Consider the following 24,938-nt stretch of genomic DNA (forward strand, 5'->3'; position numbering starts at 1 on the left):
AATATGAAGCAAAAGATCAAAGAATTCATATTTTCTGATGAAGAAAACATTTTAATTTCTGAGGCGTTAAAGACTGCTAAGCCCTGGAAATACGCAGATGCTGAATCTATACGGAAGAAGATTCACTCATTTCACTATGATCTGACAGAGCAAAAGTGCTGTTATTGTCAGAAAAATATGCTAGGGGAATTTAAATTAGACATAGATCCTGAGCATATTCTTCCATCATCCAAATTTAAATCACTATCTTATACGATATGGAATCTTAGCGTCGCTTGCAAACGTTGCAATATGATGATAAAGAAGGCTAGAGTGGATTTTATTAACGACCAATGTACGGACCAAAAATGCCGTGATCATTATTATTTTATACATCCAAGCTTTGACGACTTCAATACGCATCTTCAACGGTTTGCAGTAGAATCACCGGGTTTGCGAATTGTTAAATATGTGGTTCGTACACCCGGAAAAGGAAGATATACTTTTGATTATTTCAAATTGAAAGATCTCGAAATCGGCAGCTTTGATATTTCACTAGGAATATCAATTCCGAATGAGACTAGCGAAGCCGCAAGTTCGGTTAGGCGCTTGGAAGACGACTTGGGTATATAAAATTATTGATAATCGAATTCGTAAGAATCTCTACTCCCTAGATGGTATTCGCATTCGCACGATGCACATATATTAAGACTTGACATTTGCCAGGTTCGTTAGATCGCGCAGCTCTTTAATGCTTGAAGCGTCATGTATTAAAGAGATTGCGCTCGCGAGATCAATTTTCTTGTGCTTCATAAGATATTTGAGACTCTGTGCATAAGAAGAACTGTCAACACCAATCCGTCTTTATTGACTTGGAAAGTCCTTTTCAAAGCTTTGGAGTTCTGTACCATCACTTTTAGGCGTCAGCATTTTCTCAACCGTTTCCGCCAAAAAGTCACACCATTTTGCTTCGCTGTGAAATCCATTATTTCAAAAGCTAGAGATTTTGTGTGAGAGTTCTTGAGCCTGAGCCCGAACCCCAACTACATTGGTGGCAAATGCCAGTTTCTCCCCCTGAGTATCAATAAAGCCAAGTGCTTTTCTGATTACGCCCATCGCATTTTCTGCGTGGATAGTGCCGAAGACCAGGTGCCCCGATTCACCAACGCGCACGGCTGCCTTCATAGTCATTGCATCGCGGATCTCGCCGATACTCAGAACGTCTGGAACATATTTGAGCGCCTGTTCTACCGCATTGGTGTAACTATCGACATCGCTGCCCACCTCGCGGTAGGTAAACCGCGACATCCTCGCCTTGTGTATGAACTCAATTGGTTCTTCGATGATGACGATGTTGGATGATCTTAGTTTATTAATCTGGTTGAGCATTGCTGCAATGCTCGTGCTCATTCATACACCAGTGCGACCAGTCACGAGGACTAGCCCACTGTGGGCATTGCATATGCTGGAAAGAGTTTCCGGAAGACCCAGTTCGCAAAGCGTCTCCGATACGGAACGCAGGCACTGCACTGCGCCCGCGTCGTCGGATTCGGCTCGATAGCGTAGTACGACACCCAGCTGGTGAGCTTGCCTGCGAGGGTCGTCGCCAAACCGTTGAGGAGTCGACCCTGTCCAGCACCGATGTCGACAATGGTTATGCGTCTCGCGCCTGCAAACGCTAAGAAGTCGTTGATTTGCTTGACTTGCGGGTCGTCGGGTTTGTAGACAGCGGTCTCAGGAGGACTTAGTCAGTCCGCCGAGAACGCACATGCTGCAAACTGGTCGGCGCGTACGCAAAAATCGCTGATCTGCTCTGCTTCCGCTGGGCCGCCGAGAACGCCGTTTACTACTTTCTCCTGAGTGAGTCCCGCGCGTTCGAAATTCCTTGGCCGGAACTACCAGAGGGAACAGCGTTCTCTCGCTCACGGCGAGAACCACTTGCATACGTCCGACGCGATTCAGATTGGCGCACCAGTCACCCAGAACAGTGTCCGGCGTTGTGATGATGGTCACTGGCGCGGAGCCAAGCCGGGCTAGGAGCTTTTGGGTGCATCGAATTGTGAAGGAGGGGGTGGCGGGATTAAATTCCTCTTGAAGTATCTCGCATGCTGCCGCCGTCGGGCCAGATGGGCTCGACGATGGCTCTAGGTACAGCCAGAGGGGGCACAAGTGGGCTGCCACAGACGTCTACCCACATGCAGTAGTGCTGGCAGGCTAGGTTGGGCTTGTCTACCGAATCAGTGGTAGTCCAGAGCCTGGCGGTCATCTCTAAAGCGTGGAGCGCCGAAGTGGGTGAAGTGGACACAGAGTCCATGGCCATTCTTGAGAAGACGACGTGCGGGCTATCCTTCCTGCTCTGCCACAAAGCGATGCTTGAGAATCTCGGCCGCGACGTCATGCCAACCTGCGGCTTGGGCGTAACGCCCCATGCGCTCAATGACTCTCCTCGACGCATCGCGACGCTGGGACACGGGAACCTCCGAAGGCTTCATCCTCCAGGGCCTGAGAGGCCTGTGCCGAGCACGCGCCACCTGGGCAATGAAAGCTGCGATCCGGAAGCCCCCTTCATCGACATCGCCCCAGTGAAAGATTTGCACGTCGGCAGGAAGTGAAGCCAGCAGGCGGTCGTACATCGCACTCCAGCTAGGGGAAGGCATGCCACCGGTGTAGATCAGCAGGTCCGCTAAGTGGCTCGATGCCCGGGCCAGTACTGAGAATGTCGTAAGGTTCTCGATCGTGATCACCTTGGCCGGTACGGAAACCAGACTCAGGATGGTCTCGGCCGGGAGTGCGCTGTAGGGCGTGTCGAGGATCGCCGTCACGCGCGAGCGCTGGACCACGACCTTGCCCGCGAGTCGTACCGGCTGCGGCTCTTTGTAGAGACCCAGCTCCTGCATGACCTCTGTGGGCTCGCGCGGCTCTCCGTCGATGCTGCCGGTCAGCAGCACGTCCATTTCCGGCACGAGTTTTTCCAGGCGTTTGCTGTTCCTGAAGATGCGCGCGCTGGCATCTCGCAACGCGGTCTCGAGGCTTCCCCCACTGACGACCGCACGGCACCACCCAATGGCTTTGCAGGCGTCCGTCCAGTCCGCGCAGTCCTGCGGCCCGCTGCCCCGTACGGTTTTCAGCGAGGCCCATCGCTCAACGACCTCAGCCAGCACGGGGAACTCGGCATGCCAGACCTGAAGTCGCTCGGCGGCGCCGCTGACCACGGCTGACGCGGTCTCGGTTTCCAGCAGGCCGGCGAGCTTGGCGATGTCGACCAGCTCGACACGCTCGATGAAGCCGTCTCGGTTGCCTGGCGGCCAGTAAAGGCGGATCGCCCCTATGGCCTGTGCATGCTTCAGGGATGCGTCGAACTCTTCCTTCTCAGGCAGGGACCGCAACGCCTGGTAGTCCTTCAGATGGCGGGTCGTCAGGCTCGGCATTTTCTTCGCAACACCGGCCACCTTTCGGTCCGCCTGGCGGAGGAGCTGCTTGAGGGCGTTCCTGGCAAGTTCCTTCATGACGCTGCGGCAGGTGCTGGGCCGTGGGTGTCCGCTTGGGGCGTGCGCGTGTACATGGTCGCAAGCTCATCATCGATCAGGTTCGGGTTGAACTCGGGCAAATCCGAACGGAAGAGGTCACGGATTTCCTGGCTGATCTGGTGGCCTTCGAGCACGACGATGTTCGAATCCGAGTCGCGCATGATGTCGTAGTAGTCGGTGAGGAAGGCCGTGAGGGTGCCCAGGGCTTCCCCGGTGCTGGCCATCAGAACCTGTAGCCGCAGCTCTTCGAAGTAGCGCATAGTGGCCGTGATGTTGCGCGTGTCCATCTTCATGAACGCCTCATCCAGCAAGATGAGGCGCAGGCCGCTATCGTCTCCGGCCTGCAGCTGGTAGGCCGAAGCGACGGCGGCGCCGGCGATGACATACAGCGGCGCACGATGTTCCCCGCCCGAGCCGGTATGCACTCTCTGGCTCAGCAGTCCCACACGAATCGCCGTCGGATTGCCGGGCGACTCACGAAGCACTTCGACATCGAAGTCGAAGAACTCGCGGTAGTCGTCCAGCGGCGACTTCACTGCGCGCGAGGCTTCCGCCTTGTCCTTCAGGAGCTCGTCGAATGCCGGTGGCATCTCTCCAGCGCCGCCCAGCATGTCGTCGACAGGCCCATAGACCGCGACGTCCTTGATGAACTTCAGCAGGTTCTCGAAGGCCGGCCGCGTCTCCTTCTTGAATCGGTAGCGCTCGCCATTGGTGAAGGCAGGCGCGGCCGCCAGCGCCGTGTTCATGCGGGTCATGGTTGACTCCAGCCAGGTGATGTGCTCGTGGAGGTCAAGCGCGACGTTGCTGCGGAAGGTGCTCTTGGCCGCCTCCATCGCCTGGGACATTTCCTGCTTCCGGTCTGCCAGTCCCGTTTCGTTGAGCACGATTACGTGTCGGCTGATGTATTCGGCGGCGGCGCGCCAATCCTGGGACTGCTCCTGGACATGCTGTTCGTTGAATTCGAGCGTGAATGCACCGAAGCCAAGCAGGCCCTTGTTGCGGGCTTCGTTGAAGTTTCTATGGGCATTCTGCTCACTGCTTGCGGCAGCGTTCTGGATGGCCCCAAAGTCCTCGCCGAACCTCTCCAACAGGCGATCCCACTGTACGGATGCGAAATCGATGTCGTAGCGAGGCAGTGTTCGGGCCGCATCTGCGCGATGGCTCGCCTGCTCCTGCTCTTCGCGACGGCGTTGGGTCGCCTCCTGCTTCTGGTCGTGGAAGGTCTTGGCGCCGCCGACGCGGGTGCTCGCAGTGGCAACTTCTTCGTTGGCGAGGTTCACGGCCTCAAGCGCCGAATCTGCGGTGTCGCTGAGGCGCTGGTACTCGGTGGTGTTGAGCGCGGCGAGGCGCTGCTCGAAGTCGGCAAGGCTGGTCTGCTCCTCTGCCAAGCTTGACGCCGCGCGCTGTAGCGCAGCGGCGTTCTCGTTCTCGTCGCCGACGTAGATACTCAACAGCCCCATGTCCGCTTTGAGCTGGGTCTCCTCCTGCTTGCGCGTGGCAAGGCTGCGGGTCAGTTCGTCCAGGCGCTTGGTCACGGCCTCACGCATCTTGCTCATGTCCGGCCCGATCTTCAGCATGATCGGCGAGACCGGCTGGACGCGATCAAGGTCGCCATCGGCGATGCGCATCCCGTCGGTGGTCAGCGCAAAGCTGTGACGCATGCAGTCATCCGCAGTGTCCGCGCGCATGAAGCGAAGGTGTTTGTGGGCAAACCAGATCGCGCGCGGATCCGAGCCGGTCACCAGCTCAGCCACCCAGCCGGGCGTCAACGGCCCCAACTCTCGGATAGTGCTGGAACGAACGATCTTGACCCCGTAGATCTGAATGGAACGGTAGAGGTTGAACGCTTCGCGCTCGTCGCGCCGCTCGACGAGCAGTGCCTGGACATTGACACGTCCCAACTGGGCTTCGATGACGGGTTGCCAGTCTGCGTCGGTCACCTTGAGGAGATCGCAGATCGGCGTGGACTGGATTCCCACTTCGGACAGGCGGCGCTGCAAGGACGACACGGACGAGTCCAGCGGCGGCTTGCCGGCCGCGATACGGCGCTGGTTTTCCTGCGTCTCTTTTTGCTCACCCTCCAGCGACCGGATCTGCGCCGCGACATCCAGCAGCTCCTTGAGCATCTCGTTGCTCAGCAACTTGGCAGCCAGGCAGGCCTGCTTAACCACCACAGTCAGGGCTTCGCCATCCTCGAGACTGCCACGGTCGAGGAGTCCCTGGATCGCTTGGCGCGCGATGTTGAGCTTCTCGTCACAGTCGGGGATGACCTTGCCCACGACGGGCGTGCCAAGCGCGCGCTTCAGGCCTTCGAGAGTCGCACGGATCTGGCCCCGCTGCAGATCCGCCCGCGACCTGGCCGATGCGATCGACTCGTTGAGGTGGACGCTCTGCCCATGCGCTTGGTGCTGGTCACGGTAGGTCGCCGCGGATGCTGCCAGAAGTTGGAGCTCGTCGCGCCGCCGGATCGCTCCTGATTTGTCGATCTCGGCGCTTTCGAGCGCCACCGCTGCATTTCCTTCATCCTCCTCGGCACGGGTCACCGCGATGTTGGCGAGCTCGTGACCAGCCTGCAGTGCGATGGCCCTCCAGGTGATGGACTTGCGCTCTTCTGACGCGGCGCGCTCAAAATGCTCTTCCAGCTTCCGGGCTTCGGCCAACTTGTGCTCGATGGCAGCTACCTTGGCCGCAAGTTCCTTGAAGCCGCGCAGCATGTCTAAGAAGGCCTTGGTCTTCGTCGGCCGGGACTCCAGCACCTGGCGCCGAATGATGTCGTCGACTGAATGGTCGAACTTCATGCGCAACGCGAACCGGAAGGCCTGCCGGAACGCATCCGCGCGCGGCAGGCTGCGCTTGCCCCTCAGCCGGAACAGGATGGCATTGAGGAACTTGCCAGCATCTGCGAAGAGGATCTCCTCGTCCGGTGCAGCCGAGACCAGGGGGCGCCGCACCAGTTGCTGGCGGAACGTCGGCCAGTCGCGCGGGTAGGGTTCGCCGTCGACCATCTCCAGGTGGTCGTTGAGCGTGAGGTCGAACGGGACGAGGTAGCGTCCCAGGATCTCATGGTCCGGCCGGGTCGCGCTCGCAGCGATGCACATGCCCGCGGAAACCATGTCCCGTGTTTCGTCGTCGAGGAAGGTGAGGGTGATGTAGGTCGTGGCCTCGTCGCGGGCGCGGCCATGGCCTGACTTGTCCAGTTCGCCGAGGCAATAGCTGCGCAAGGTGCGCGTGTTGCTGTTGCCTTCGTCGGCCTGTGCGTTGTAGACGGCGCCGCTGCCTCGGTTGAAGTTGCCGCCGAACATGACGGTCTGCACGGCGTCGAGCAGGGAGGACTTGCCGCTGCCGTTGGCCCCGAAGATGCCTGTTATCGTGCCGACCTCGACTTGGCGCGCCTCGTAGAGGTAGAAGTTGACGACCTTTACCTCGATCAGCTTAAACATCGAATTCCTCCCCATCCTCTTCGGTGTCCGCTCTGCCTGCCGCGCCATGCGCCTCTGCCACCGGATCGGTGCTTTTCGCAGAGGCCCACGCAGCCAGGCGCTCAAGCGCTGCTTCGCCAAGTACCTCGACGATGCCGGGACGAATGAGGATCACGTAGGGCTGTTCCACGCTGGCCGCGACGACGGCCCGGTCATCTGTTTCGGAGCGGGCAATGCCCCATCGGCGCATGCTCGTGATCAGAGACAGCAGTCGCGTGCCTGATGGAAGTTCGCGGCCACCCGTGGACTGTCGATACTTGATCCCCAGGGTGACTAGGTCGCATTCCACTTCGCCGTCTTCGTTGTGGTTCGCGATGCGTGACTCCTCGTCATGGATCTTGCGCAGGACCAAAGCCAGAAGGGTCTGCTCGACCGTGGCAGGCTGCTTTATGCGCGAGGGGATCGCGCAGACGTAGCGCAGGTTGTTGTTGAAGCGCAGCACGATGCCCAGCGGTGCCAGGGCCCGCTTGAAATCGGTGTTGAACTCGCGGACGAGGCCGTATGCCGTCCGGCTCCTGCGGTCGGCCTGGTAGAGCACCTGCTCCGAAATGAGCCGGTAGGCAATTGCCTCGAAATCCTCTTCGCGAACGACGCCCTTGGTCGCCTCTTCTGCATTGGACCAGAAACTCACTTTCCCTCCTTGGGTGTCGCGATATCGAAGGCCACGTGGCTGATCTCTCCCGGCATGGCATCGACGCCAGTGCGCAGGATCTTGAACTTGTTGACTGTCAGTCGGGCGTTGGCCTTGAGCTGCGCGCTGTTCGATCCGACTGCGGCAGACACCGTGCACAGCGACTGGAAGGCCCTGACGTTCTCGATCGAGCAGACGTCGAACTCTGTGCTAGCCATGTGCTCGCGGCCGTTCAGCTGCCGGCGGATCAGGTCAGCCAGGATGGGGGGCGACATGAGGCGACGATTGCGAGCCTTCAGCTGCAGCCGCGCCCGCGCCTCCTGGGTCGGCGACATCACCTGCTTTCGCAGGGCCCTGGGCGGCGCGCGCTCGACCGGCACCTTCGGCAGCATCAAGCGCTCGCCGCACAGGGCCTCTTCGGCAGGGAAGGGAGTAGCGGGAACATACTCCGTATCGCACTCAGTGACTGCCTTGATGGCGTGGTCGACGAGCTCCTCGAGTGGGCGGGCGGCACGCAGGCGGTAGTCCAGGAAGGCCATCGCCATGCGGGTTGCGCGGCGCACTTCTTCATCGAGGCGGTCCAGGTACTCGTCAATGCGCGACAACTCCTCGATCTTGAGGATGTCACGTTGCAGCAGCGCCTTGGCTCGAAGCTCGTCCCCGGGCGCACGCTTGCTGGCGTACCAGGCAAGTACCCGGTTGCGGACGAACTCGTTGGACTGGATGGTCTCGACCATCGCCATGATCTCTTGCCGACGCGACAACGGGTGATCGCGGGTTCGCAGCTCCTTATAGTCGCCGATGAACATCTTGACGACGAAGTCCTCGAAGAAGCGCCGCACGAACTCACCGGTGGACTGCTGGCCGCTCAATTCCGTCATCAGGTCTCGGACGCTGGTGCCGGCGACCCGGACATGCTCCATCAGCGCCCGGGTCTGCTGTGCTGCCTCCTGCAGAGTGGAACCGTCCGCGCCTTCCTCCAGCACCAGCTTGATGTTGGCCTCGATGCTTCGCACTTTGCCGGCGACGAAGACAGGACCAGTGTGCGCAAATTCGATCAGCCGCGTCGCGAACTGGGCGACGGCGGGTGCCATGGTGACCATGTCGCGCACGCCGACCTTGTCCACCCGTATCCATCCGCAGTCCTTCAGGCGGTGAAAGATCGCCAGCGCCTGGATGTTCAGTGGCGTTCCTGAGGCAAGTGCGCCAAAGCCGTCGTCAGCGTCGTCCCAGGCGCCCATGTCCTGAAGCTCCTGGACAATCTCGCGAACGATGTCCGTCATCGTGAAGCCGTTGCTGGGCGGCAGCGGCGCTTCGGGACCGAACCTGCGCGCGTGCAGTGCGCATAACAGAGTCCAGTACCGCATGCGGTTCGTCGACGCCAACGGCGCGAACAGCCGCTCGGGCAGCACCCGGAACAGCGGTGCATATCGCTCGGCGACGACTTCCTGTCTGATTTTCTCGGCTAAGTCGGGAACAACCATTCCTTGCACTCCTCCCTGTTGTCGAGTGCGAGTTGATAGTCAGGAGGCAACTGCCGCTCTACGTCTGTAGCGGCTCGAAGCTCCTGGATGAAGTAGGGGACGAGGGGGCCTCGGCACGTCGTGCTACGCGCGGCCGTCCCGGCGAAGTACTCCCGCCGTACCAACTGCATCTGTTCCGCTGACAAGGCCGGATGCGCGACGAGGCGCACTTTCACTGAGCGATTCCACTTCGCGTCCTCCGTACTGCGATGGCAACTGGCCTCCTCGGTCAGTAGCACGTCGCTTATTCGCCCCAGCGCGAAGTCGCGGAAATCCCGGCGCTCGACGCAGTAGCCACGGACGTGCCAGCGGCGACCGGCCCGGATGATCGAGTGAGGCTCGATGACACGGGCGTGGACGGAGGGACGGCTCATTGACGAGTAGTTGAAGCCGATGCGCACGCCGTCCTTGACCGCCAGGCGCAGTCGTGAAAAGACGTAGGGCGATACCCTCGAGAAGTCCCACGGCAGGATCAGAGCGGAGTCGCCGTCTTGGACGCCGATATCAGGCTCGGCTCCATCCATCAGTTCAACAGCAGCCGCTTCACTCTTCTCGATGGCCCGATAGGCGGCGCGGGTCGTCACAAGGCTGCGCAGCCTACTGTCCCACTCCACCCACTCCGGTCGCATCTCGCGGAACTCCTTCAGCCACTCCGAAGCACGAGTTCCACTCAACCCGAACAGCTCGATCAGCCGGGCACGCGACAGGCGGCCCTCCCAGATCAGCAGACGCGCGACCCGCTTGAGGCGTTCGTCCTGAACGTCTGATCGCCGATCGATCACGGCTTTAGTTTGATTGCTGGGGTGGGTCACCATAGCCTGGTTGTGTACGGATTTTCGTAGCATACGCTTTTCCGTTCTTTGGGGCCAGGTGGTTACCCCGCTCTTTGGGGGCGGGGCGCTGCACCCCGTGTGAACGTCGTCAGCATCAGTGGATGTGCTGTCCGCCGTTGATGGCGATGTTTGCGAGGGTAAAGCCGTCAGGGTGTCATGGCGAACCTGTCCGTCCATCCGGGTTACGGGGCTGCAAGTTTGAGTGGAGGCGAAACGATCACTGGCACGGGGCGAGCGCCCGGTGAATGTCCCAACCCTTTAGTACATCCACCATTTGGGCCAGCGCTTGTCGCAGGGGCCAAGAACTGCTTAGCGCCATGCAGCGTGAGTTCGCCCTGCGGAGGCGGCCGGTAGCAACTGCTGCAGAGCAGTCGCTGGCATCAACTCTACGAGTGTTGATTCAGGGGCGGCACCAGCCGCCTTGATGAGAAGGCGCTGGACAGATCAGGCTCTTCTCGGGATGCCATAAGCGAGATGTGAGCGCGGACGCATCGAAGCGCGAGGTTTGGGTCGCTGACCAAGTCGATCGCGGCGTCGACGTGGTCATCACCAACCCCGAGCTCGTAAAGACAGGCCTGGATCTCCTCGAGTTCCCGACCATCGTCTTCATGCAGTCTGGCTTCAATGTCTGCACGATGATGCAGGCGGCCAGGCGCTCATGGCGCATTGGCCAAAAGCTCGACGTGCGCGTGATCTTCTTAGGTTACGCCGGCACCAGCCAGATGGATTGCCTGCGGCTCATGGCCAAAAATCACGGTGTCTCAGTCCACCTCGGGCGATATGCCCGAGTGCGGACTGGACGTGCTTAATGACAATGAGGGCGAGAGCATCGAAGTGGCCCTGGCCAGGGAGTTACTTGCGGCCTAGCTGTGAACTCTGCTATGAATAAAAGCCCCGACCGGGTCATCCGGTCGGGGCTTTTTTTAAATCACAGCGCTATGCAGAGTTTTAATAATCAGGGTTCCTTTCACGCCGTTTATGGTATTTATCAAAGGCTGCTCCAACATCCCCTTCAAAAGCTCTGGAAAATTCTTCCGGGTTTATGTAGGTAATAGGGTCCTCGATTCCTGTGCGAGAATTACAAAAATCTAGTACTACAAGTACAGGCCAATAAGAGCGTTCCCGTGGCAAACTAGATTCTGCAGCTGCTAATCTGTAGTAAGTAGCGTCATTAGGGGTAAGCCGCGTGTCATTTGTTGATGTTTTCTCATTTATTGCCTTGTGGAACCAATGCTGCCAATGGCTTGCATGACCATCCACCACTATTCTGTATTGGGCATCCGTAATCCGTTTGGAGAGCATCGCTGCTCTCAATAGATGCCGAGCGCAGCTTGCCCAGGCGTGTGGGTCTGGCCTAGGAGGCACGTACTTGCCATACTCGGTGAGTGCTTCATACGCCCAAGAGTAGGATTTACATACCTGCTCCACTAAGTTCTCGTAATTTAGTCTTGTGCGTTCCTCATTGTTTGCTCGCCGTGTTGCATCTGTCGTGAATGCCAGACATACTAGGGCAAAGGCTGCAATCAGAGCATTGATGCCACCAAAAATATCGCCGACTTGCCCTAGTGTAGAAATGTTCTCGCACTTAGCGCCTGCACAAAGCGTATCTCGGAAAAATTGTACTCCATATTGTCCCATGCCCACCAAAGAGCAACCATGGTAATCAGCAAGGCTGCAAAAATGATATAGCTAGAGTATTTCTTGACCTTTTTCCAGGCAATTTTAAATTTTTGACTGATATTTAAGTCGCGTGACTTCACTATCGTCTCCTCAGTTTTTTCACTCACTGCAGCTGCTCTTTTTGTTGCGAAGGCATAGAGCCTACTACAAAAATCAATGCTTAGTCTAGCGCGAAGGGGACACCTTAATTTATGCGCGTGTGACCATCCTCCGCTATGTTAGTGAAGACACTTGATTCACCACAGGCGTGCGACCAAAAAGATCTTGTTGTACTCTTCACATTCGGCGAGAAGCACTTGGCTTTAGAATGAGCTTGCTTCAAGCCACGTGCATCTACGAGATTCTGGGACAAAGTTGCTAGCGGACTAGCTGTTCAAGTTACATTAACCAAAATTCGCATGGATGATTTCCAAGAGATTTTTATTTTGGCTTTTAAGTATATGCATTCACTTCGAATAAGTCTGAGTATTTGTCAAGTGAGTCTATGATTTATTCTACTTCTATCATTGTATATATGAACTTAATAATTCCCAATTCATCATGGCATGCCGAGAAGAGTAAAGAGAAAAAAGTACAAAATTATTGTAGCTATGCTGCTTTAAATAAATGTCATAGATTTTACGAGAGCATATACCTTCTCACAAAAAAGGGGGTTATAGCAGGATTGGACAATGATGCAATTGATAAATTGGATAAGTATTGGGAGGGAAAATCACTTATTCCGTTAATAGAAGAAGAAAGAACTTCTGTCACTGGGAATGTTGGAAAAATAAGCAGTATGTCTAATTTCTGTCCGGAAGTAACTCATAAATACTATGGGTATTATGCAAGCTATATGTCAAAGTATGTTGATGATATAGATGCAGCTTCTGGAGAAAGAAGGGCTGTGGCAGATGATTTAAAAGACGATTGGCGATTTCTTTGGCAGTTCGTTGTTGCGTGTCACTATTTAGACTGTTCCGTATTTAATCAGGTCAAGGAATTTAATTTAAAAACTGGCGGGAGGTTCGATGAATTGATACACAGTAATATAAAATCACAAATTGCAAAAATGGAACTTTGTCTAGATAATCAAGATTACCCAGGGGTTGTTCACGCGTCTGCTAACGTGTTAGAAACATTGGGCAAGGATGTTTTGAACGATCCCGCGCTGCAAAATAAAACCCTAGGCTCCTTTCTGCTAAAATATGAAAAACAATCTCATTTGCCAGACGAAATTAAGCAAGTTGTCGGTCAGATTTATAATCTGAGAAACAGAACTCCCATGGCTGGGCATGGGAGTACTAGCGAATCTAATATTATTGCGTTTGATGCAGTATTGATATGCGCCGCGACTAAATTCATTGTTGAAATTGAATACAGAAGTCGTGCCATCTCTTAGAGCGGCTAACACCACTTCGTCATAACCCCTCGCAGAGCAGTTATGCTTGCGGCCCTCATGGCACGACGACCCGTAAGCAAAGAACTGTGGCGACAGCTACATCCCCTCATCCCAGCCTTCGTGCCTTCGGCCAAAGGCGGTGCGCGCAAGCTCGCAGTCAGCGATGAAGCCGCCCTCAACGGCATCGTTCGTGCTGCAAACAGGCATTCCGTGGAAAGACCTTCCCCAATCCCTTGGGTACGACAGCGGCATGACTTGCTGGCGACGCCTGCGCGACTGGAACGCCGCTGGTGTCTGGGAGCAGCTGCACCAAGCCATGCTGACTCGCTTGCGTGAACATGACCAAATCGATTGGAGCCGGGCCAGCATTGACGGCTCCTCGGTACCAAGCCCTCGGGGGGGCCAGGAAACGGGCCCACACCCCACGGACAGAGGCAAGCTCGGCTCCAAGCGGCACATCGTCGTAGATGCCAGAGGCATCCCGCTGGTGATCTTGGTCAGCGGCGCGAACCAGCACGACTCCAAGATGTTCGAGAGGTGCGTGGACGCGATTCCTGCGATTGCTGGCCTGCCAGGACGTCCCCGCAAAAGACCATCGAAGTTGCACGCCGACAAGGGCTATGACTACAAGCGTTGCCGTGCGCACTTGAGACAACGGGGCATCGCCAGCCGCATTGCCAGGCGGGGCGTTGAGAGTAGCGAGCGACTGGGCAAGCATCGCTGGGTGGTGGAGCGGACCCATGGATGGTTTGCAGGCTTTGGCAAGTTGCGAATCCGCTTTGAAAGACGACTGGATATCCACGAAGCGCTGCTGAAACTGGCAGCGGCGATCATCTGCGCACGCTTCGTGGATCGGTGGTGTTACGCCGGCATGAGCCAGACGGATTGCCTGCGGCCCATGGGCAAGAAGATTACGATGCCTAGGGCGAGATGCCCGAGTGCGGCCTGGACATGCTCGATGACAATGAAGGCTAGAACATCAAAGTGGCTCTGGCCAGGGAAGTGCACTGAGTACACACAAAAAAGCCCCGACAGGACCTTCCTGCCGGGGCTTTTTTGTTATTGTTGCGTCTTGTTGCAGTTGTCTGCTTTTTAGCATAGAGAACATGAAAGATTTCAAACCACACGCCACTAACGCTGAAGCCGTTTTTCAAGTAGTCAAAGATGCAGTCAACGTAAAAGATGCACTTATTGTTCTTGATACAAATGTATTGCTTGCACCATACCGCTCAAGTACAGAGGGATTCGAAGCGATTATTAAAACATACGCAAAACTAAGAGATCAAAAGCGGTTATTCGTTCCTGCACAAGCCGCAAGAGAGTTTGCTAGGAATAGACCATCTGTTCTGACTCAACTTCACAAATCAATCGAAGATGCACGTGCAATTTCAATAAATGGAAAATTTGAATATCTCCCTATTCTTGAAACAACAGATGAATATAAGGAGGCGTCAAATAATTTAGAAGAAATTAAGAAGCTTCTGAAGAATTTTAAAAATAAAGTACAAGATTTAGCCGATAAAATTGCTTCTTGGCAAAATGACGACCCAGTGCTTCAGGCTTATAGGCCTTTGTTTGATTCGTCTGTAGTTATTGAGCAAGCGGAGGAAAGAAATAATATACAGAATGCAAAAAAATTTCGCTTTGATGCTGGAATACCACCGGGAAATAAAGATGCTAATAAAGAGGATGGAGGAATAGGGGATTTAATTATTTGGGCTACAATTCTCGATTTGGGGAAAAGTAAAAAAAGGACTTGATATTTGTCACAGAAGAAACCAAAGGAGATTGGTTTCACAGATTCGGAGAGCATCGATTATTTCCTAGGTATGAGCTAATCGAGGAATACAGCGGGGTCTCTGGCGGCTGCAGCTTTGACATCTTTAATCTTTCATCTTTATTGAAAAACATGGGAATTGATGAAGCGGTTGCTGATGAGTTTTTGATTCCCTCAGGTGACGGATTGACAATAAATTTTTCAGACCCACTGCGCTTCCCTGTTTATCGCAAATTGATTAGTCAAATGGGTAATTTAAACTATGATTTAGCTTCCTCGAATGATAAAAATGTGGATTATATTCTATATGTAGATGGTTCCAGAATCGCTTTGGTAATTATAGATGCAAGCGTGCTGCCATCTGCAACTATATTGGGGTCATACTTAAGCAATGCAATTGATAATATAGTGCAGTATGACGAAGTGGTTTTTATATTTGCAGGACGAGATGAAGAAATTGCATCATTGACTAAAATAATATCAAGAACTCAATTGCACAGTAGCTTTAGCTTTATTCTTATGGTTTTATCTGAATCGGAAGTTAGAGTTGTGGCAAATAACTCCCAGCATTCAATTTTGCATATTATTTGCAATTTGTATTAATTTTTACTAAATCGATCTTTATCTTTATTTGTTTTATATGTTGGCTATGTCCCTCAGCTCTTTAATGCTGGACGAATCGTAAATCAATGAAAGCGCACTTGAGAGATCAATCTTCTTGTGCTTTAAAAGGTACTTCAAGCTCTGCACATACGGTGAGCTTCCCACGCCTATTCGCCTTTGCTGACTTAAAAAATCTTTTTCAAAGTTTTGCAGCTCTGTACCATCACTTTGAGGCGACAGCATTTTCTCTACAGTTTCTGCCAACAAGGTCACACCATTTTGCTTCGCTGTGAAATCCATTATTTCAAAAGCCAACGATTTGGCGTGAGAGTTCGTGGTCGGCAGTAAAGCTTGAGCCAAAACACCAACTACATTGGTGGCAAAGGCCAGTTTCTCCCCTGCGTCTCGAGAAAGCCAAGGCTTTTCTAATTGCGCCCATCGCATTGGCGGCGTGGATGGTGCCGAAGACCAGGTGGCCCGATTCACCCGCACGCACTGCCGCCTTCATAGTATCTGCATCGCGGATCTCGCCAATACTCAGAACGTCTGGTACATATCTGAGTGCCTGCTCCACTGCATTTGCGTAACTGTCGACATCGTTACCCACCTCGCGGTAGGTAAAACGTGACATCCGCGCTTTGTATATAAACTCAATGGGCTCTTCAATAATGACAATGTTGGATGATCTTTGCTTATTTATTTGGTTGAGCATGGCAGCAATGCTTGTGCTCTTGCCAGCACCAGTACGACCTGTCACGAGAACCAGTCCACTGCGGGCATTGCATATACTAGAGAGCGTTTCCGGTAGTCCAAGTTCGCTTAACGTTTCCGCAACGGGACGCAGACACCGTAGCATCAAACCAATCCCCCCCATATCTTGCTGTTGCAGCGTGCACCTTACTCGAAACGGTATCACCTCACCTTCGGCTTTGCCTGGAGCATCCAGGGTAATCATCGGATGAAGACATCCGTTGCTTTTTGCGAGTAGCTCATTCCATTTTCCGCCTGATTGGGGAGTCTGCTCCCTTTTTGAAAAGAGATTGGTGATCAATTTATTGAGATCGCCAGCGGTGTAGATGAGCTTGTGTGGCGCTGAACCTTCACTACTTACTTCAAAATCTGCCCACTGATTGCTCGTGACTCTCAATCTGATAGGCTGTCCAGGCTGAATATACAAATCTGTGTATAGGGCCGAATCATTGTTATTAAAAATCTTGTTGATCAGATCAGTGAAGCTATCAAGTTCGACAAAAGTATTTTGTTGCATATTTCCGCCTATTTGCTCAACCGATTTGCAAACGCCTGGACCTCAGCTGAAGTGAGGAAGTCAGGTAAATTGATTTTCCAACCCGCGCCACAAGATTCATAACGATTCTGCGCACGCGATGCTATACAGGTGGACCGATCTGCATCTGGTACGACTCCGCCATTTCCTTGCGTGTATCCTGATGCTGTCAAGGCGTTGTCATACAGCTTGGGATCAGCCAGGACGAGGGGGGCAGATCCATCGACTGTCGCAGAGACGATAAAACTCTCTACACCACCCGTCGGTTTGGGAGGTTCTTCACGGTCGTATACGAGTTTGAATATAGCAACCCACCGCTCTCTGTACGGATTGAGATCACTTGTGGTCGCTGGCAGGGCTGCATGGTATTTAAGCATGCTGCTATCCACTGCGCACCTATGCAAAGTCGAGTCATATGTGATGGTTCCTCCTTCTCCGGTCACACTGTTCACATTGACCTTGCATAGCTTGTCAGCATCTGTTCCGTCTGTCATGGCTGCTATGTAAGCCGATCTGTTGGAGTTGAAATGCGCATCAGCCGCTATTGCGAATTGCGTCCAGTCGCTGGATATGGACTTGGCCTTGGTGACTTCGTGCCCCTTTGACAAGAGGCTAAAACTCGCCAGAAGAATGACAGAAAGCAGTGTCAATCCCACAGCAATTTCGATGAGCGCAACACCTCTGTTTTTATTTCTCATATTATCTTACCTACAGCCGGCACAACAATGTGGCAGACTCCGCAATTTCCGCGTCTCCGACTGCATAGAAATTCTCACTTTTCTGGATCTTCGGTCCTGATTCGGCATCTGGAAACAGCTGTGCAATGCTTGCCATAGCTTCCTCGCTGATATCAGTGCAAGCGGACCACGCACCGTCTTCGCCCTTAATCACATACCAAGAGGATCGCATATCTGCCATGTTCATGCCAGAAGGGGCACTCACCTTGATGTCTCGCCAATATGTACGTGTCAAGGACATGGGTAACAACTCAGCTCACAGACATGGGTAACACTTCAAGCTCACATAGTCCTTCTGGGGTCCTCGCACATCCTCTTCGTTGAAGCAGCCCAGTCGCACCGGCCCCAGATACACATCCCACTGGCCAGCGGCCACTTCCTGCATCCCGATCCACTGCCCCGCCAGCAGGTAGCCGATGTAGACCCGCAGCGCTCGCCAGTAAATCAGGCCGTTGTGGCTGACTCGAACTCGTTCCCAATGCTTCGGGTACTGCAGCTCGGGTAGCTTTGAGGGTATGGCCTGGCCGAGTCGCTGTAATGCTGGGCCGGCATGCTTTGCTGCAAGGCCTCATGCGGGCGCTGCTGGTTGTAGTGCTCCACAAAGGCATCGAGCTGCATCTGCAATGCCGCTTTGTCCGCCGCAGGCTCTTTGCCCAGGGCATGCTTGAGCGTGCGGTGCATCCGCTCGTGGCGGCCGTTTTGCTGTGGCTTGCCCCTCTCGATGCGCTCCGGCCTGATGCCCAGCCTTATCCACCATATCGCCAGGCGTGACAGGCCCGCCACGCCAGTAGTCGCGAACGGCGGACCGTTGTCACTGCGTATGCGCTCGGGCAGTCCGTATTGCCGAAACACCTGTTCAAAGCTGCGTTTGGCATCCTCGTAGTTGGGGCTGTCGTAGACATGCACGGCCAGCAAATAGCGGCTGGCGTGGTCCATGATGGTCAATGGATAGCACCAGTGACCATCGGCTGTCTTGAACTGGCCTTTGTAGTCTGCACTCCACACCCCATTGGGCTGCTTGCTCGTTCGCAAGGGCTGGGCCGTAGGCACCGAGCGTCTGCGTACACGCCTGCTGCAAACAAGCCCTCAGCCTTCAGCACGTTGTAGATGGTGGTTTTGCTGGGTGTCTCCTGTGGGCCCCAACGCTGCAGGAGCAAAGCGTGCAGCTTCTTGGGCCCCATCTGTGACCTTTGCTGCGTGCGCAGCTCAATGATGGCCCGGCGCTGTGCATAGCTGATCGCCTGATTGTTCCCGTGGGGCCTGCGACTGCGCTCTTGCAATCCATCCATGCCCAGTTGGCGGTAACGCTCAACCCACTTGTAGGCCGTCTTGCGGCTGATGCCGTAGCGCCTGCACAGCTCGCTCAGCGACACGCCACTGCGCAGATGGTCGGCTATGAAGAGCAGTTTCTCGTCCATGGGTGCGCACTCCTTCCAGGGCATGGTGATCGCTCCTTGGCTGCTGTTGGCTACAGCTGCCAAGCTTGGATCTGTTACCCATGTCCTTGTACTGATGTGTCACCTATGAGTGTGAGTCGTACCAATAAAGCTTCTTCATAGTGATTCTGTCACGATCGGAAAAATAGTGATCCGCTGTAGTCATAAATGCCTTGTACTGCTTTATTTCTTCACTCGAGCTTATTTTGATTTCAGATGCACCGGAATCACCTTGCGAGGACGCATAGCTAACTATTGCCGCCAAAAAAAATGTGATGTATACGAAGATCCACATTCATAACTCGCTGTCAAGGCAACCGAAAGCCGCCGATGGAACCAGTGACTGGTCTGCCGCCTGAAGCTGCTGCAATCGTCGTAGGCGTAGAGGCATACAGTCGTGCATTTGCCTGACGTTGTGCCTCTTCATTAATTCCTGAGTAGTTGCCCTGAGAAATGCGTTGCTGTACAACCAATGTTTTCTCTAAGAGCTGAACTTGGAGGAGCTTGTTTTCAAGGCGCTGAAACAATAGTCCGCGTAGCAATTGAGAAAACATCTCTATCTGTCCCTTCTCAATTCTGTCGCTGAAGCTTTGGACCGCTGTAGCGACATCTGAGGCAAAGCTGGTGGTAATTACGAGAAAGCCGTTTCCAGCTGCGCGCAGTGCCTCTCTTGCCGCTCCGTCTTCACGAATCTCACCTATGAATAGCATGGAAGGAGTGCCAACGGCTTGCGAGCGCAGGACTCCTTGCAGCGCCTTTTCCCAGCAGCCGCTCCCGTTCTCTCTCACTTGGGTTTGGGTGCAATATCCTTGCCCATGCCAGCCATTCAGTGGGTGTTCTACTGGCTCTTCAACCGTGTGAGCATATCCACTGAATTCAATCAGTCTAGACACGACAGTGGCGGCGGCCGTCGTGCTTTTTCCGCTGCCGGTTGGCCCGCTTATGAGAATGAGTCCACCTGTTGAATGCCGCTGATCTAGAAGGAATCGCTGCGATGCCTCAGATAGCCTTGTAGGCAAACTTTCAAGTGTGGGTGCACTCGATTGCATTTTGCGGAATCGAATCCAAGTTCCGTCAACAACGCTGGAGTCTACGTGACCACGCCAATTATTCCCTTGGAACGAAACGGTTCCGTCTTCGAGATTTAACTCTTTGAAGCTTTTTGCGAGACTGGTTGCATAGTCTCGAAGCAAGGGATTGAGCTGCAAAGGACCTGGAAACTGAATGCTTTTCTCAGGTGCAGTGAGGCATACGCCCAAGTCTGAAATGCCTCCAATGAGGCTGCTCAGGTCTGTTGCGGTGACGGCGTCGATGTTCATTTTATTTCAGGAGACTGCACTCTACGGCGCTATACATAAAAACGACTTGTCCGGGCAAATTGGATTTTTCTTCGTAGTCACTCCCGTACTCATACGATCTGAGAGTCGGCTTTCTAGTCAGTTGAAATTCTGTTGGGTCAGCATAATTTCCCACATGCGAGAGTTGGTAGTAGTTCGTTGTGAAAGAGCAGTTGTAGCCGCCACATTTTGGTACTGTCAGCTGGTCGTTTGAAGCTTGAACGGGCGTGCCATTGAGTCTTTCTTCATAGCCCCAGCTGCCGCCCCAAGTAGTGCGTGGGGCAGGAGATCCCGCACGTCCCCAAGCGCCACCAAATCCGGGAACCATGCTGTCATTAGCCTCAGCATTCATATCCAACGGAAATGACAGACCATTAGAGCCCGATCGCGTGGGGGTCGCGGGAATCCGTGCATCCAGATACATCCACCACTTTGCAGGGCGCATAGACTCCGGTGTACCTTCTGCCCACTGATGAATTGGCCGTTGCCAAAATGCCGGGCTGCGCGTGGTGTCACCAATAGGTGCGCTGCTTCCATCCGGATAGGTGCTGACCCCGCCGTTGTGGCCGCTGCCGGAAGTGCCAGGATTTGCCCCGCCGCCGCCTGCACCTGGCGTGGCGCTGCCGCCTTGACCAGGGGCATAGCTGGAGCCAGCTCCACCGCCACGCCAGCCAGCACCACCGCCACCACCTGACACTCCCGGCCAGCCCGAGCCACCACCGCCCCCAGTGACGATGCGCACGCTGTCGCCGGGAGCCACCTGGATGTCTCCCTTCGTCACCGGCGCTTCTTGGCCACCGTTGCCGCCTGGCGCTATCACCGTCGCGCTGCCGTTCAGGAGAATGGCAGTGGATCCACCACCACCTCCGTTCGTGCCCGTGCCGCCATTTCCTCCGGCCGCTTTGTAGTAGAGCCGGATGTTCTCCAGTCCGTAAAACTCTCCGGCCTGCAGCGTGTAGCTCACGTCTGGAGATTTGATGGCCACGTAGCACTTCTGCAGAGTCTCCACGCGGCCGCTGGCATTGCCGGAGCCGCTACCACCGCCTGCTTTGACCGGTGGATAGTATGTGTAGCCCGACAGAGAGCCCGGTGTCACAAAAACAGCATCGGCCAAGACATAGCTGGTACTGAGGCTCAGCGTGGCGATGGCGCAGGCCTGGGCGACCAGGTCGAGCAGGGCTCGGGGGGGTGTTGTCCTCATTTGCATCGTGCTTCTCTGTCGTAGATGCTCAGCGGACCTGTATGGCGATCTTGGTGCCTGCTTCGGCACAACCCGTTGTCAGACCCGTTTGATCCAAGGTGGCGCCGTTTTTGTAGAGGTTGCCGCCCGAGATGACGCCGGCGTTTGCAGCTGCAGATGCACCCACGCGGATGGCCATGGCGACCGGCTCCAGGCGGGCCACCAGGTTGGCACAGTCGTCTTTGTCCATTGGGGCAGCGGTACCGCCCATCGTCATAGCGAAAGTGATGCGGGAACCGTTGAGGGCCATCTGGTTCCCATACCCGTCATACAGCTGACCAGCGTCGAACTTGATGGGGTTTTTGACAATGCCGATCTTGTCCACTTCTGCGGCCGTAACACTGGAGTAGTCGTTCGCACGATTCCAGTGCTTTTGAATATCCATCGCCAGATAGAGCGCCTTCTCGCCCAAGTTGCCCGCATTGATCCCTCCCTTGAGCACGCCCAGCGAACTGAGCACGATGGCAGCCACGATACCCGCCAAAAGTGTCCATGCGGCCATTTCAATCATGGACATGCCGCGCTGGCGTTTTGCTTGAAATGCCTGCAACTTGAAAGTGGTGCTGTGAATGGTCATTTTTGTTGCCTGTGAAAGTTATTTAAGTGTGCCGACGATGCCGTACATGGTTACGGCGATCCACAAGATTGAGCCTGCAATAGCAAGTGTTCCCAAGATGTCCGCCACCATGGCGGTTGTTTTCGCTTTTTCGATCGAGAGTTCAGAGAACTCGTTGGCGATGTGATCCAGGGATTGCCCGAAATCGCTAGTTCTTCCATAAAGACTAATAATCCATGCGTTCTCCTCCGGAAATAAATTGCATGATGTGAGTGAAACGTGTGGGGGTTTGCCTTGTTGCGTAAGTCGCTTGATATGATCTAGCTTGCTGACCATGTATCTGTCAGCCCCCTCGGAAATAGAATTCACGGCAGTTCTAAAGGGAACACCGGTCCTGAGAAATCCGCTCAAGCTTCCCAAAGTGGCAGACGAATTCAGTAGTCGAACTGTGGTAAATGGCCAGATGTTTCTGTCCAGAAAATTGCGTACTGGGCCGGTCAAATTCTTCTTGAGATAGTTGAATGCATAGTAAATGAACGCAATACCTAGGAAGAAACCAATAATGAAGAAGATGATGTGATCGGCCACAAAGCCAAAACTTTGCGCTGCTTGTGTCCATCGGTGCCTTGGAGCAGCCTGCTCCATCTGCGGGATAATCTCAAGAGAGAAATAGTAATAAATGACGGACATCATGAGTGCATACCACAGCACACGAGAAACTCCCGACCTTATGATTTTTATGATTTCTGACTGACTGCGCGCATACTTTGCAGCCTGAATCAAACCCAAGGAGATATTTCCTTGTTCTTCGCCACTGCGAATAATCATGGCCTCGTTATTTGGAACCAGTCCCAACAGCACATCTCCGAGCTTGAGAGTCTGGGCTTCGCTGCCTTCAAGGGAAAATCGCTTGCTACCACCGCCCTTCATCCTTCTCATAACTTCCTGGAGAAGGGATGGAGAAAATGCTTTTGTTTTCGGTACTCGGCTTCCATCTCTGTTAGAGCAGTGCCCAAGGCGATGCCACCAGCAGGACCAGTCATGGAAGCAAGCGCGCCATATAGTTTCGACCTGATATCCGTAGTAAGCCGAATTTGGAACAGAGCTGTTTTGATCCTTTTCATCAGAATCCGTCCCTTCTGAGCATTCCAATACTGTGTTCAACATCGCGCGGATCTACAATGCCTTGGCGCATTTTTTGAATTGCGTGAGACAATGCAGAAACGCCGAGGCCGTACTCTACTTTTTCACCTTGTGTAGAAAGCCAGTAATCTCGCGCGCCTGCTTCATCCTTTTTCTTAATAAATCCTAATAACTTCTCATCAGGAATGATGATTTCTGCAATGGGTGTTCTTCCGAGGATACCTGTGCCATTGCATGTTTCGCATTTGCACCCTGTATCCAACTTGTTCTCTGAGTTAATAAAGTATCGGCCTTCGTTGATGAAGCGGATATTGTGCTTATCCTCACTTACAGAGGTCAAACGGTTAAAAAGGCCCTCATTGATCATTCCCGTTGCACGAGCAAGATGAAGTGGCAATGAACATTCAGGGCACACAATGGGCAATAGCCTTTGATATACAAAACCCGAAATGAATCCAGGCATGGTCATCAGGTCAATATCTACACCCAACTGCTCAAGACGAGAGAATGCAGCCATCGCCGAGTAGCCATGGATTGAAGACAGAATCTTGTGGCCCGCAAGAACGAGATCCTTGACGGTCTTTGCTGCTTGGCTTTCGCGGATTTCTCCTACCATGACTACATCGGGGTCCTGCCGTAATGTGGCTTCCAAAAGTTCGTTGAACGTATCCTTCGTGGCGGGCATCTGGCATGCGTTAGGGATCTCGTACTCCACCGGAGATTCAATCGTGCATACCTTGATATTTGGTCCCCGGTTCTCGTAGAGCTGCTGAATGCAGCTCTGCAGTGATGAAGATTTACCAGAGTTCGTCGGTCCGACAAAGACGACCAGGCCCGAGCCACCGATCAGCATTCTTTCCACCTGCTCGCGTTGAGCGTCGGAGTAGCCGACGTCGCTGAGCCTCTTGAAGCCGCCTTCCACGTTTGCAGGTCTGAGCAGACGCAAAACTAACTGGAATTTATCTGGATGGATGGCAGTTGAGTGGAACCGCACTGTCAATAAGCGCTTGTTCTTCTTTGTAGGGTCATCCCACACGTCAAAATTGGTGTCCTTGATTTCTCGTTTTGTCCAGGAGCCTTTCCTGGCAATGTCTGTCGATTCAAAATTAAAAAGCACCGAGCCATAGTCTTCAGCAGTTGCCAAAGAGATGTCTCCCATCTTGTAGCGACGACCATCAATACGGAGCAAGACTTCGGCCTTGTTCTCGCGTGCTTCAATATGGATATCTGATGCACCTGATTTTGCAGCGTCCAATAGCAATTGCCGCACGCGCGTCTGTGTTGACGTTTGTTCTGTATCCGAGCTGCTGATTTCCCGTGCGTTGTTGTGGTGTACCGCCCGAATGATTTCCCAAGTGGAAATCAATGGATAGATATTTAGATAGTTGTCTGCCTTCAGACGCTGAGCAACGTCCAACATTCCTCTGCTTTGCAGATACATGTCAGGAGTCATCAGCAAATAGGTACGATGGCTTTTAGAGCTCTTGGAATCTGCGAGTGGCTGATTGAGTGCGAAGCCGGCAATCTTCTGCTCGAACAGCATATCGCTCTGTATGGCCGCGAAGTGCTCCAGATGCTGTTCACCCAGCGGGTGTGTGAGCTTTTGAAGATAGATGTACGCACCTACCGGAACTGCTGGTACGTCAGAAACAGCGTATCTCTCAAGCACCGCTCGCTTTTCATTGAGATCCCGCTGCTTTTGCTGAATCGCTTCCTTTGCTTTAGCATGCTGATCTTGATGTTTCTCGCCCCCTCGCCCGGGCATTCTCAATGTGATACCGAGTTCCATTT

At 54.0% G+C, this 24,938-nt stretch carries 21 protein-coding genes and 3 pseudogenes; 6 read left to right on the forward strand and 18 right to left on the reverse strand.

Annotated features, from left to right (window positions below):
* Nucleotides 1–3: 3 nt before the first annotated feature.
* Complete coding sequence (locus A4F85_RS30385; RefSeq protein WP_156516966.1) at nt 4–612, forward strand: HNH endonuclease; 609 nt, start codon at nt 4–6, stop codon at nt 610–612.
* Between the two features lie 357 nt (nt 613–969).
* Here A4F85_RS30385 and A4F85_RS06740 read toward each other — a convergent pair whose 3' ends face one another.
* The 7 genes from A4F85_RS06740 to A4F85_RS06765 form a co-directional block, all read right to left on the reverse strand.
* A complete protein-coding gene (locus tag A4F85_RS06740; RefSeq protein WP_082848139.1) occupies nt 970–1,389 on the reverse strand; it encodes an ATPase, T2SS/T4P/T4SS family in 420 nt (139 codons plus the stop codon).
* A gap of 324 nt (nt 1,390–1,713) precedes the next feature.
* Nucleotides 1,714–2,160, reverse strand: a complete 447-nt coding sequence (locus A4F85_RS31385) for a DUF6933 domain-containing protein (protein ID WP_442856595.1) — start codon at nt 2,158–2,160, stop codon at nt 1,714–1,716.
* Between the two features lie 161 nt (nt 2,161–2,321).
* Nucleotides 2,322–3,485: a Wadjet anti-phage system protein JetD domain-containing protein gene (locus tag A4F85_RS06745; RefSeq protein WP_063326102.1), complete on the reverse strand. Its 1,164-nt coding sequence runs from the start codon at nt 3,483–3,485 to the stop codon at nt 2,322–2,324.
* Nucleotides 3,482–6,946, reverse strand: a complete 3,465-nt coding sequence (locus A4F85_RS06750; protein WP_063326103.1) for an SbcC/MukB-like Walker B domain-containing protein — start codon at nt 6,944–6,946, stop codon at nt 3,482–3,484. Before A4F85_RS06750 ends, A4F85_RS06745 begins: the two co-directional genes overlap by 4 nt.
* Nucleotides 6,939–7,616, reverse strand: a complete 678-nt coding sequence (locus A4F85_RS06755; protein WP_063326104.1) for a DUF4194 domain-containing protein — start codon at nt 7,614–7,616, stop codon at nt 6,939–6,941. The genes A4F85_RS06750 and A4F85_RS06755 overlap by 8 nt, the downstream gene beginning before the upstream one ends.
* The gene (locus tag A4F85_RS30845; RefSeq protein ID WP_063326105.1) at nt 7,613–9,100 is read right to left on the reverse strand and encodes a Wadjet anti-phage system protein JetA family protein; all 1,488 of its coding nucleotides are present in this window, start codon (nt 9,098–9,100) and stop codon (nt 7,613–7,615) included. Before A4F85_RS30845 ends, A4F85_RS06755 begins: the two co-directional genes overlap by 4 nt.
* Nucleotides 9,082–9,954, reverse strand: coding sequence for a WYL domain-containing protein (locus A4F85_RS06765; RefSeq protein WP_063326106.1), 873 nt, complete (start codon nt 9,952–9,954; stop codon nt 9,082–9,084). The genes A4F85_RS30845 and A4F85_RS06765 overlap by 19 nt, the downstream gene beginning before the upstream one ends.
* A 497-nt stretch (nt 9,955–10,451) precedes the next feature.
* On the opposite strand from A4F85_RS06765, the pseudogene A4F85_RS06770 reads away from it, so the two are divergent.
* A pseudogene (locus tag A4F85_RS06770) lies at nt 10,452–10,839 on the forward strand (helicase); the annotation flags it as partial.
* Nucleotides 10,840–10,920: 81 nt separating this feature from the next.
* Here the strand turns inward: A4F85_RS06770 and A4F85_RS30390 are convergent.
* Entirely contained in the window at nt 10,921–11,274 is a 354-nt protein-coding gene (locus A4F85_RS30390) for a hypothetical protein (RefSeq protein WP_156516967.1), read from the reverse strand.
* Between the two features lie 892 nt (nt 11,275–12,166).
* Between A4F85_RS30390 and A4F85_RS30395 the strand changes: the two genes are divergently transcribed.
* From A4F85_RS30395 to A4F85_RS30405, 4 genes and pseudogenes are all read left to right on the forward strand, one after another.
* Nucleotides 12,167–13,033 carry a hypothetical protein gene (locus tag A4F85_RS30395; RefSeq protein ID WP_156516968.1) on the forward strand — a complete coding sequence of 289 codons (867 nt, stop codon included), beginning with the start codon at nt 12,167–12,169 and terminating at the stop codon, nt 13,031–13,033.
* A gap of 57 nt (nt 13,034–13,090) precedes the next feature.
* Nucleotides 13,091–13,895: pseudogene (locus A4F85_RS06780) on the forward strand (IS5 family transposase); the annotation flags it as partial.
* Nucleotides 13,896–14,139: 244 nt separating this feature from the next.
* Nucleotides 14,140–14,793, forward strand: a complete 654-nt coding sequence (locus tag A4F85_RS30400) for a PIN-like domain-containing protein (RefSeq protein ID WP_156516969.1) — start codon at nt 14,140–14,142, stop codon at nt 14,791–14,793.
* Nucleotides 14,790–15,413 carry a hypothetical protein gene (locus tag A4F85_RS30405; protein WP_197485459.1) on the forward strand — a complete coding sequence of 208 codons (624 nt, stop codon included), beginning with the start codon at nt 14,790–14,792 and terminating at the stop codon, nt 15,411–15,413. The genes A4F85_RS30400 and A4F85_RS30405 overlap by 4 nt, the downstream gene beginning before the upstream one ends.
* 33 nt (nt 15,414–15,446) lie before the next feature.
* Here A4F85_RS30405 and A4F85_RS31030 read toward each other — a convergent pair whose 3' ends face one another.
* From A4F85_RS31030 to A4F85_RS29395, 10 genes and pseudogenes are all read right to left on the reverse strand, one after another.
* A complete protein-coding gene (locus A4F85_RS31030) occupies nt 15,447–15,713 on the reverse strand; it encodes a hypothetical protein (RefSeq protein ID WP_231890469.1) in 267 nt (88 codons plus the stop codon).
* Nucleotides 15,714–15,717: 4 nt separating this feature from the next.
* A complete protein-coding gene (locus A4F85_RS06785) occupies nt 15,718–16,680 on the reverse strand; it encodes an ATPase, T2SS/T4P/T4SS family (RefSeq protein ID WP_231890470.1) in 963 nt (320 codons plus the stop codon).
* A gap of 8 nt (nt 16,681–16,688) precedes the next feature.
* Nucleotides 16,689–17,396: a prepilin-type N-terminal cleavage/methylation domain-containing protein gene (locus A4F85_RS06790; RefSeq protein WP_063326108.1), complete on the reverse strand. Its 708-nt coding sequence runs from the start codon at nt 17,394–17,396 to the stop codon at nt 16,689–16,691.
* Nucleotides 17,397–17,406: 10 nt separating this feature from the next.
* Nucleotides 17,407–17,676, reverse strand: a complete 270-nt coding sequence (locus A4F85_RS30410; protein ID WP_156516971.1) for a hypothetical protein — start codon at nt 17,674–17,676, stop codon at nt 17,407–17,409.
* Between the two features lie 15 nt (nt 17,677–17,691).
* Nucleotides 17,692–18,877: pseudogene (locus A4F85_RS31390) on the reverse strand (IS481 family transposase).
* A 302-nt stretch (nt 18,878–19,179) separates the two neighbouring features.
* Nucleotides 19,180–20,190, reverse strand: coding sequence for an ATPase, T2SS/T4P/T4SS family (locus tag A4F85_RS29385; protein WP_082848143.1), 1,011 nt, complete (start codon nt 20,188–20,190; stop codon nt 19,180–19,182).
* 1 nt (nt 20,191) lies between these two features.
* A complete protein-coding gene (locus A4F85_RS30415; RefSeq protein ID WP_197485460.1) occupies nt 20,192–21,409 on the reverse strand; it encodes a hypothetical protein in 1,218 nt (405 codons plus the stop codon).
* Nucleotides 21,410–21,437: 28 nt separating this feature from the next.
* On the reverse strand, nt 21,438–22,025 hold the full coding sequence (locus tag A4F85_RS06800; RefSeq protein ID WP_063326109.1) for a hypothetical protein: 588 nt from the start codon (nt 22,023–22,025) through the stop codon (nt 21,438–21,440).
* A gap of 18 nt (nt 22,026–22,043) precedes the next feature.
* Nucleotides 22,044–23,171, reverse strand: a complete 1,128-nt coding sequence (locus tag A4F85_RS29390) for a type II secretion system F family protein (RefSeq protein ID WP_082848144.1) — start codon at nt 23,169–23,171, stop codon at nt 22,044–22,046.
* Entirely contained in the window at nt 23,128–24,936 is a 1,809-nt protein-coding gene (locus A4F85_RS29395) for a GspE/PulE family protein (RefSeq protein ID WP_082848145.1), read from the reverse strand. The genes A4F85_RS29390 and A4F85_RS29395 overlap by 44 nt, the downstream gene beginning before the upstream one ends.
* Between the last annotated feature and the right edge of the window lie 2 nt (nt 24,937–24,938).

This window comes from Delftia sp. GW456-R20, assembly GCF_001622915.1.
GTDB lineage: Bacteria > Pseudomonadota > Gammaproteobacteria > Burkholderiales > Burkholderiaceae_C > Comamonas > Comamonas acidovorans.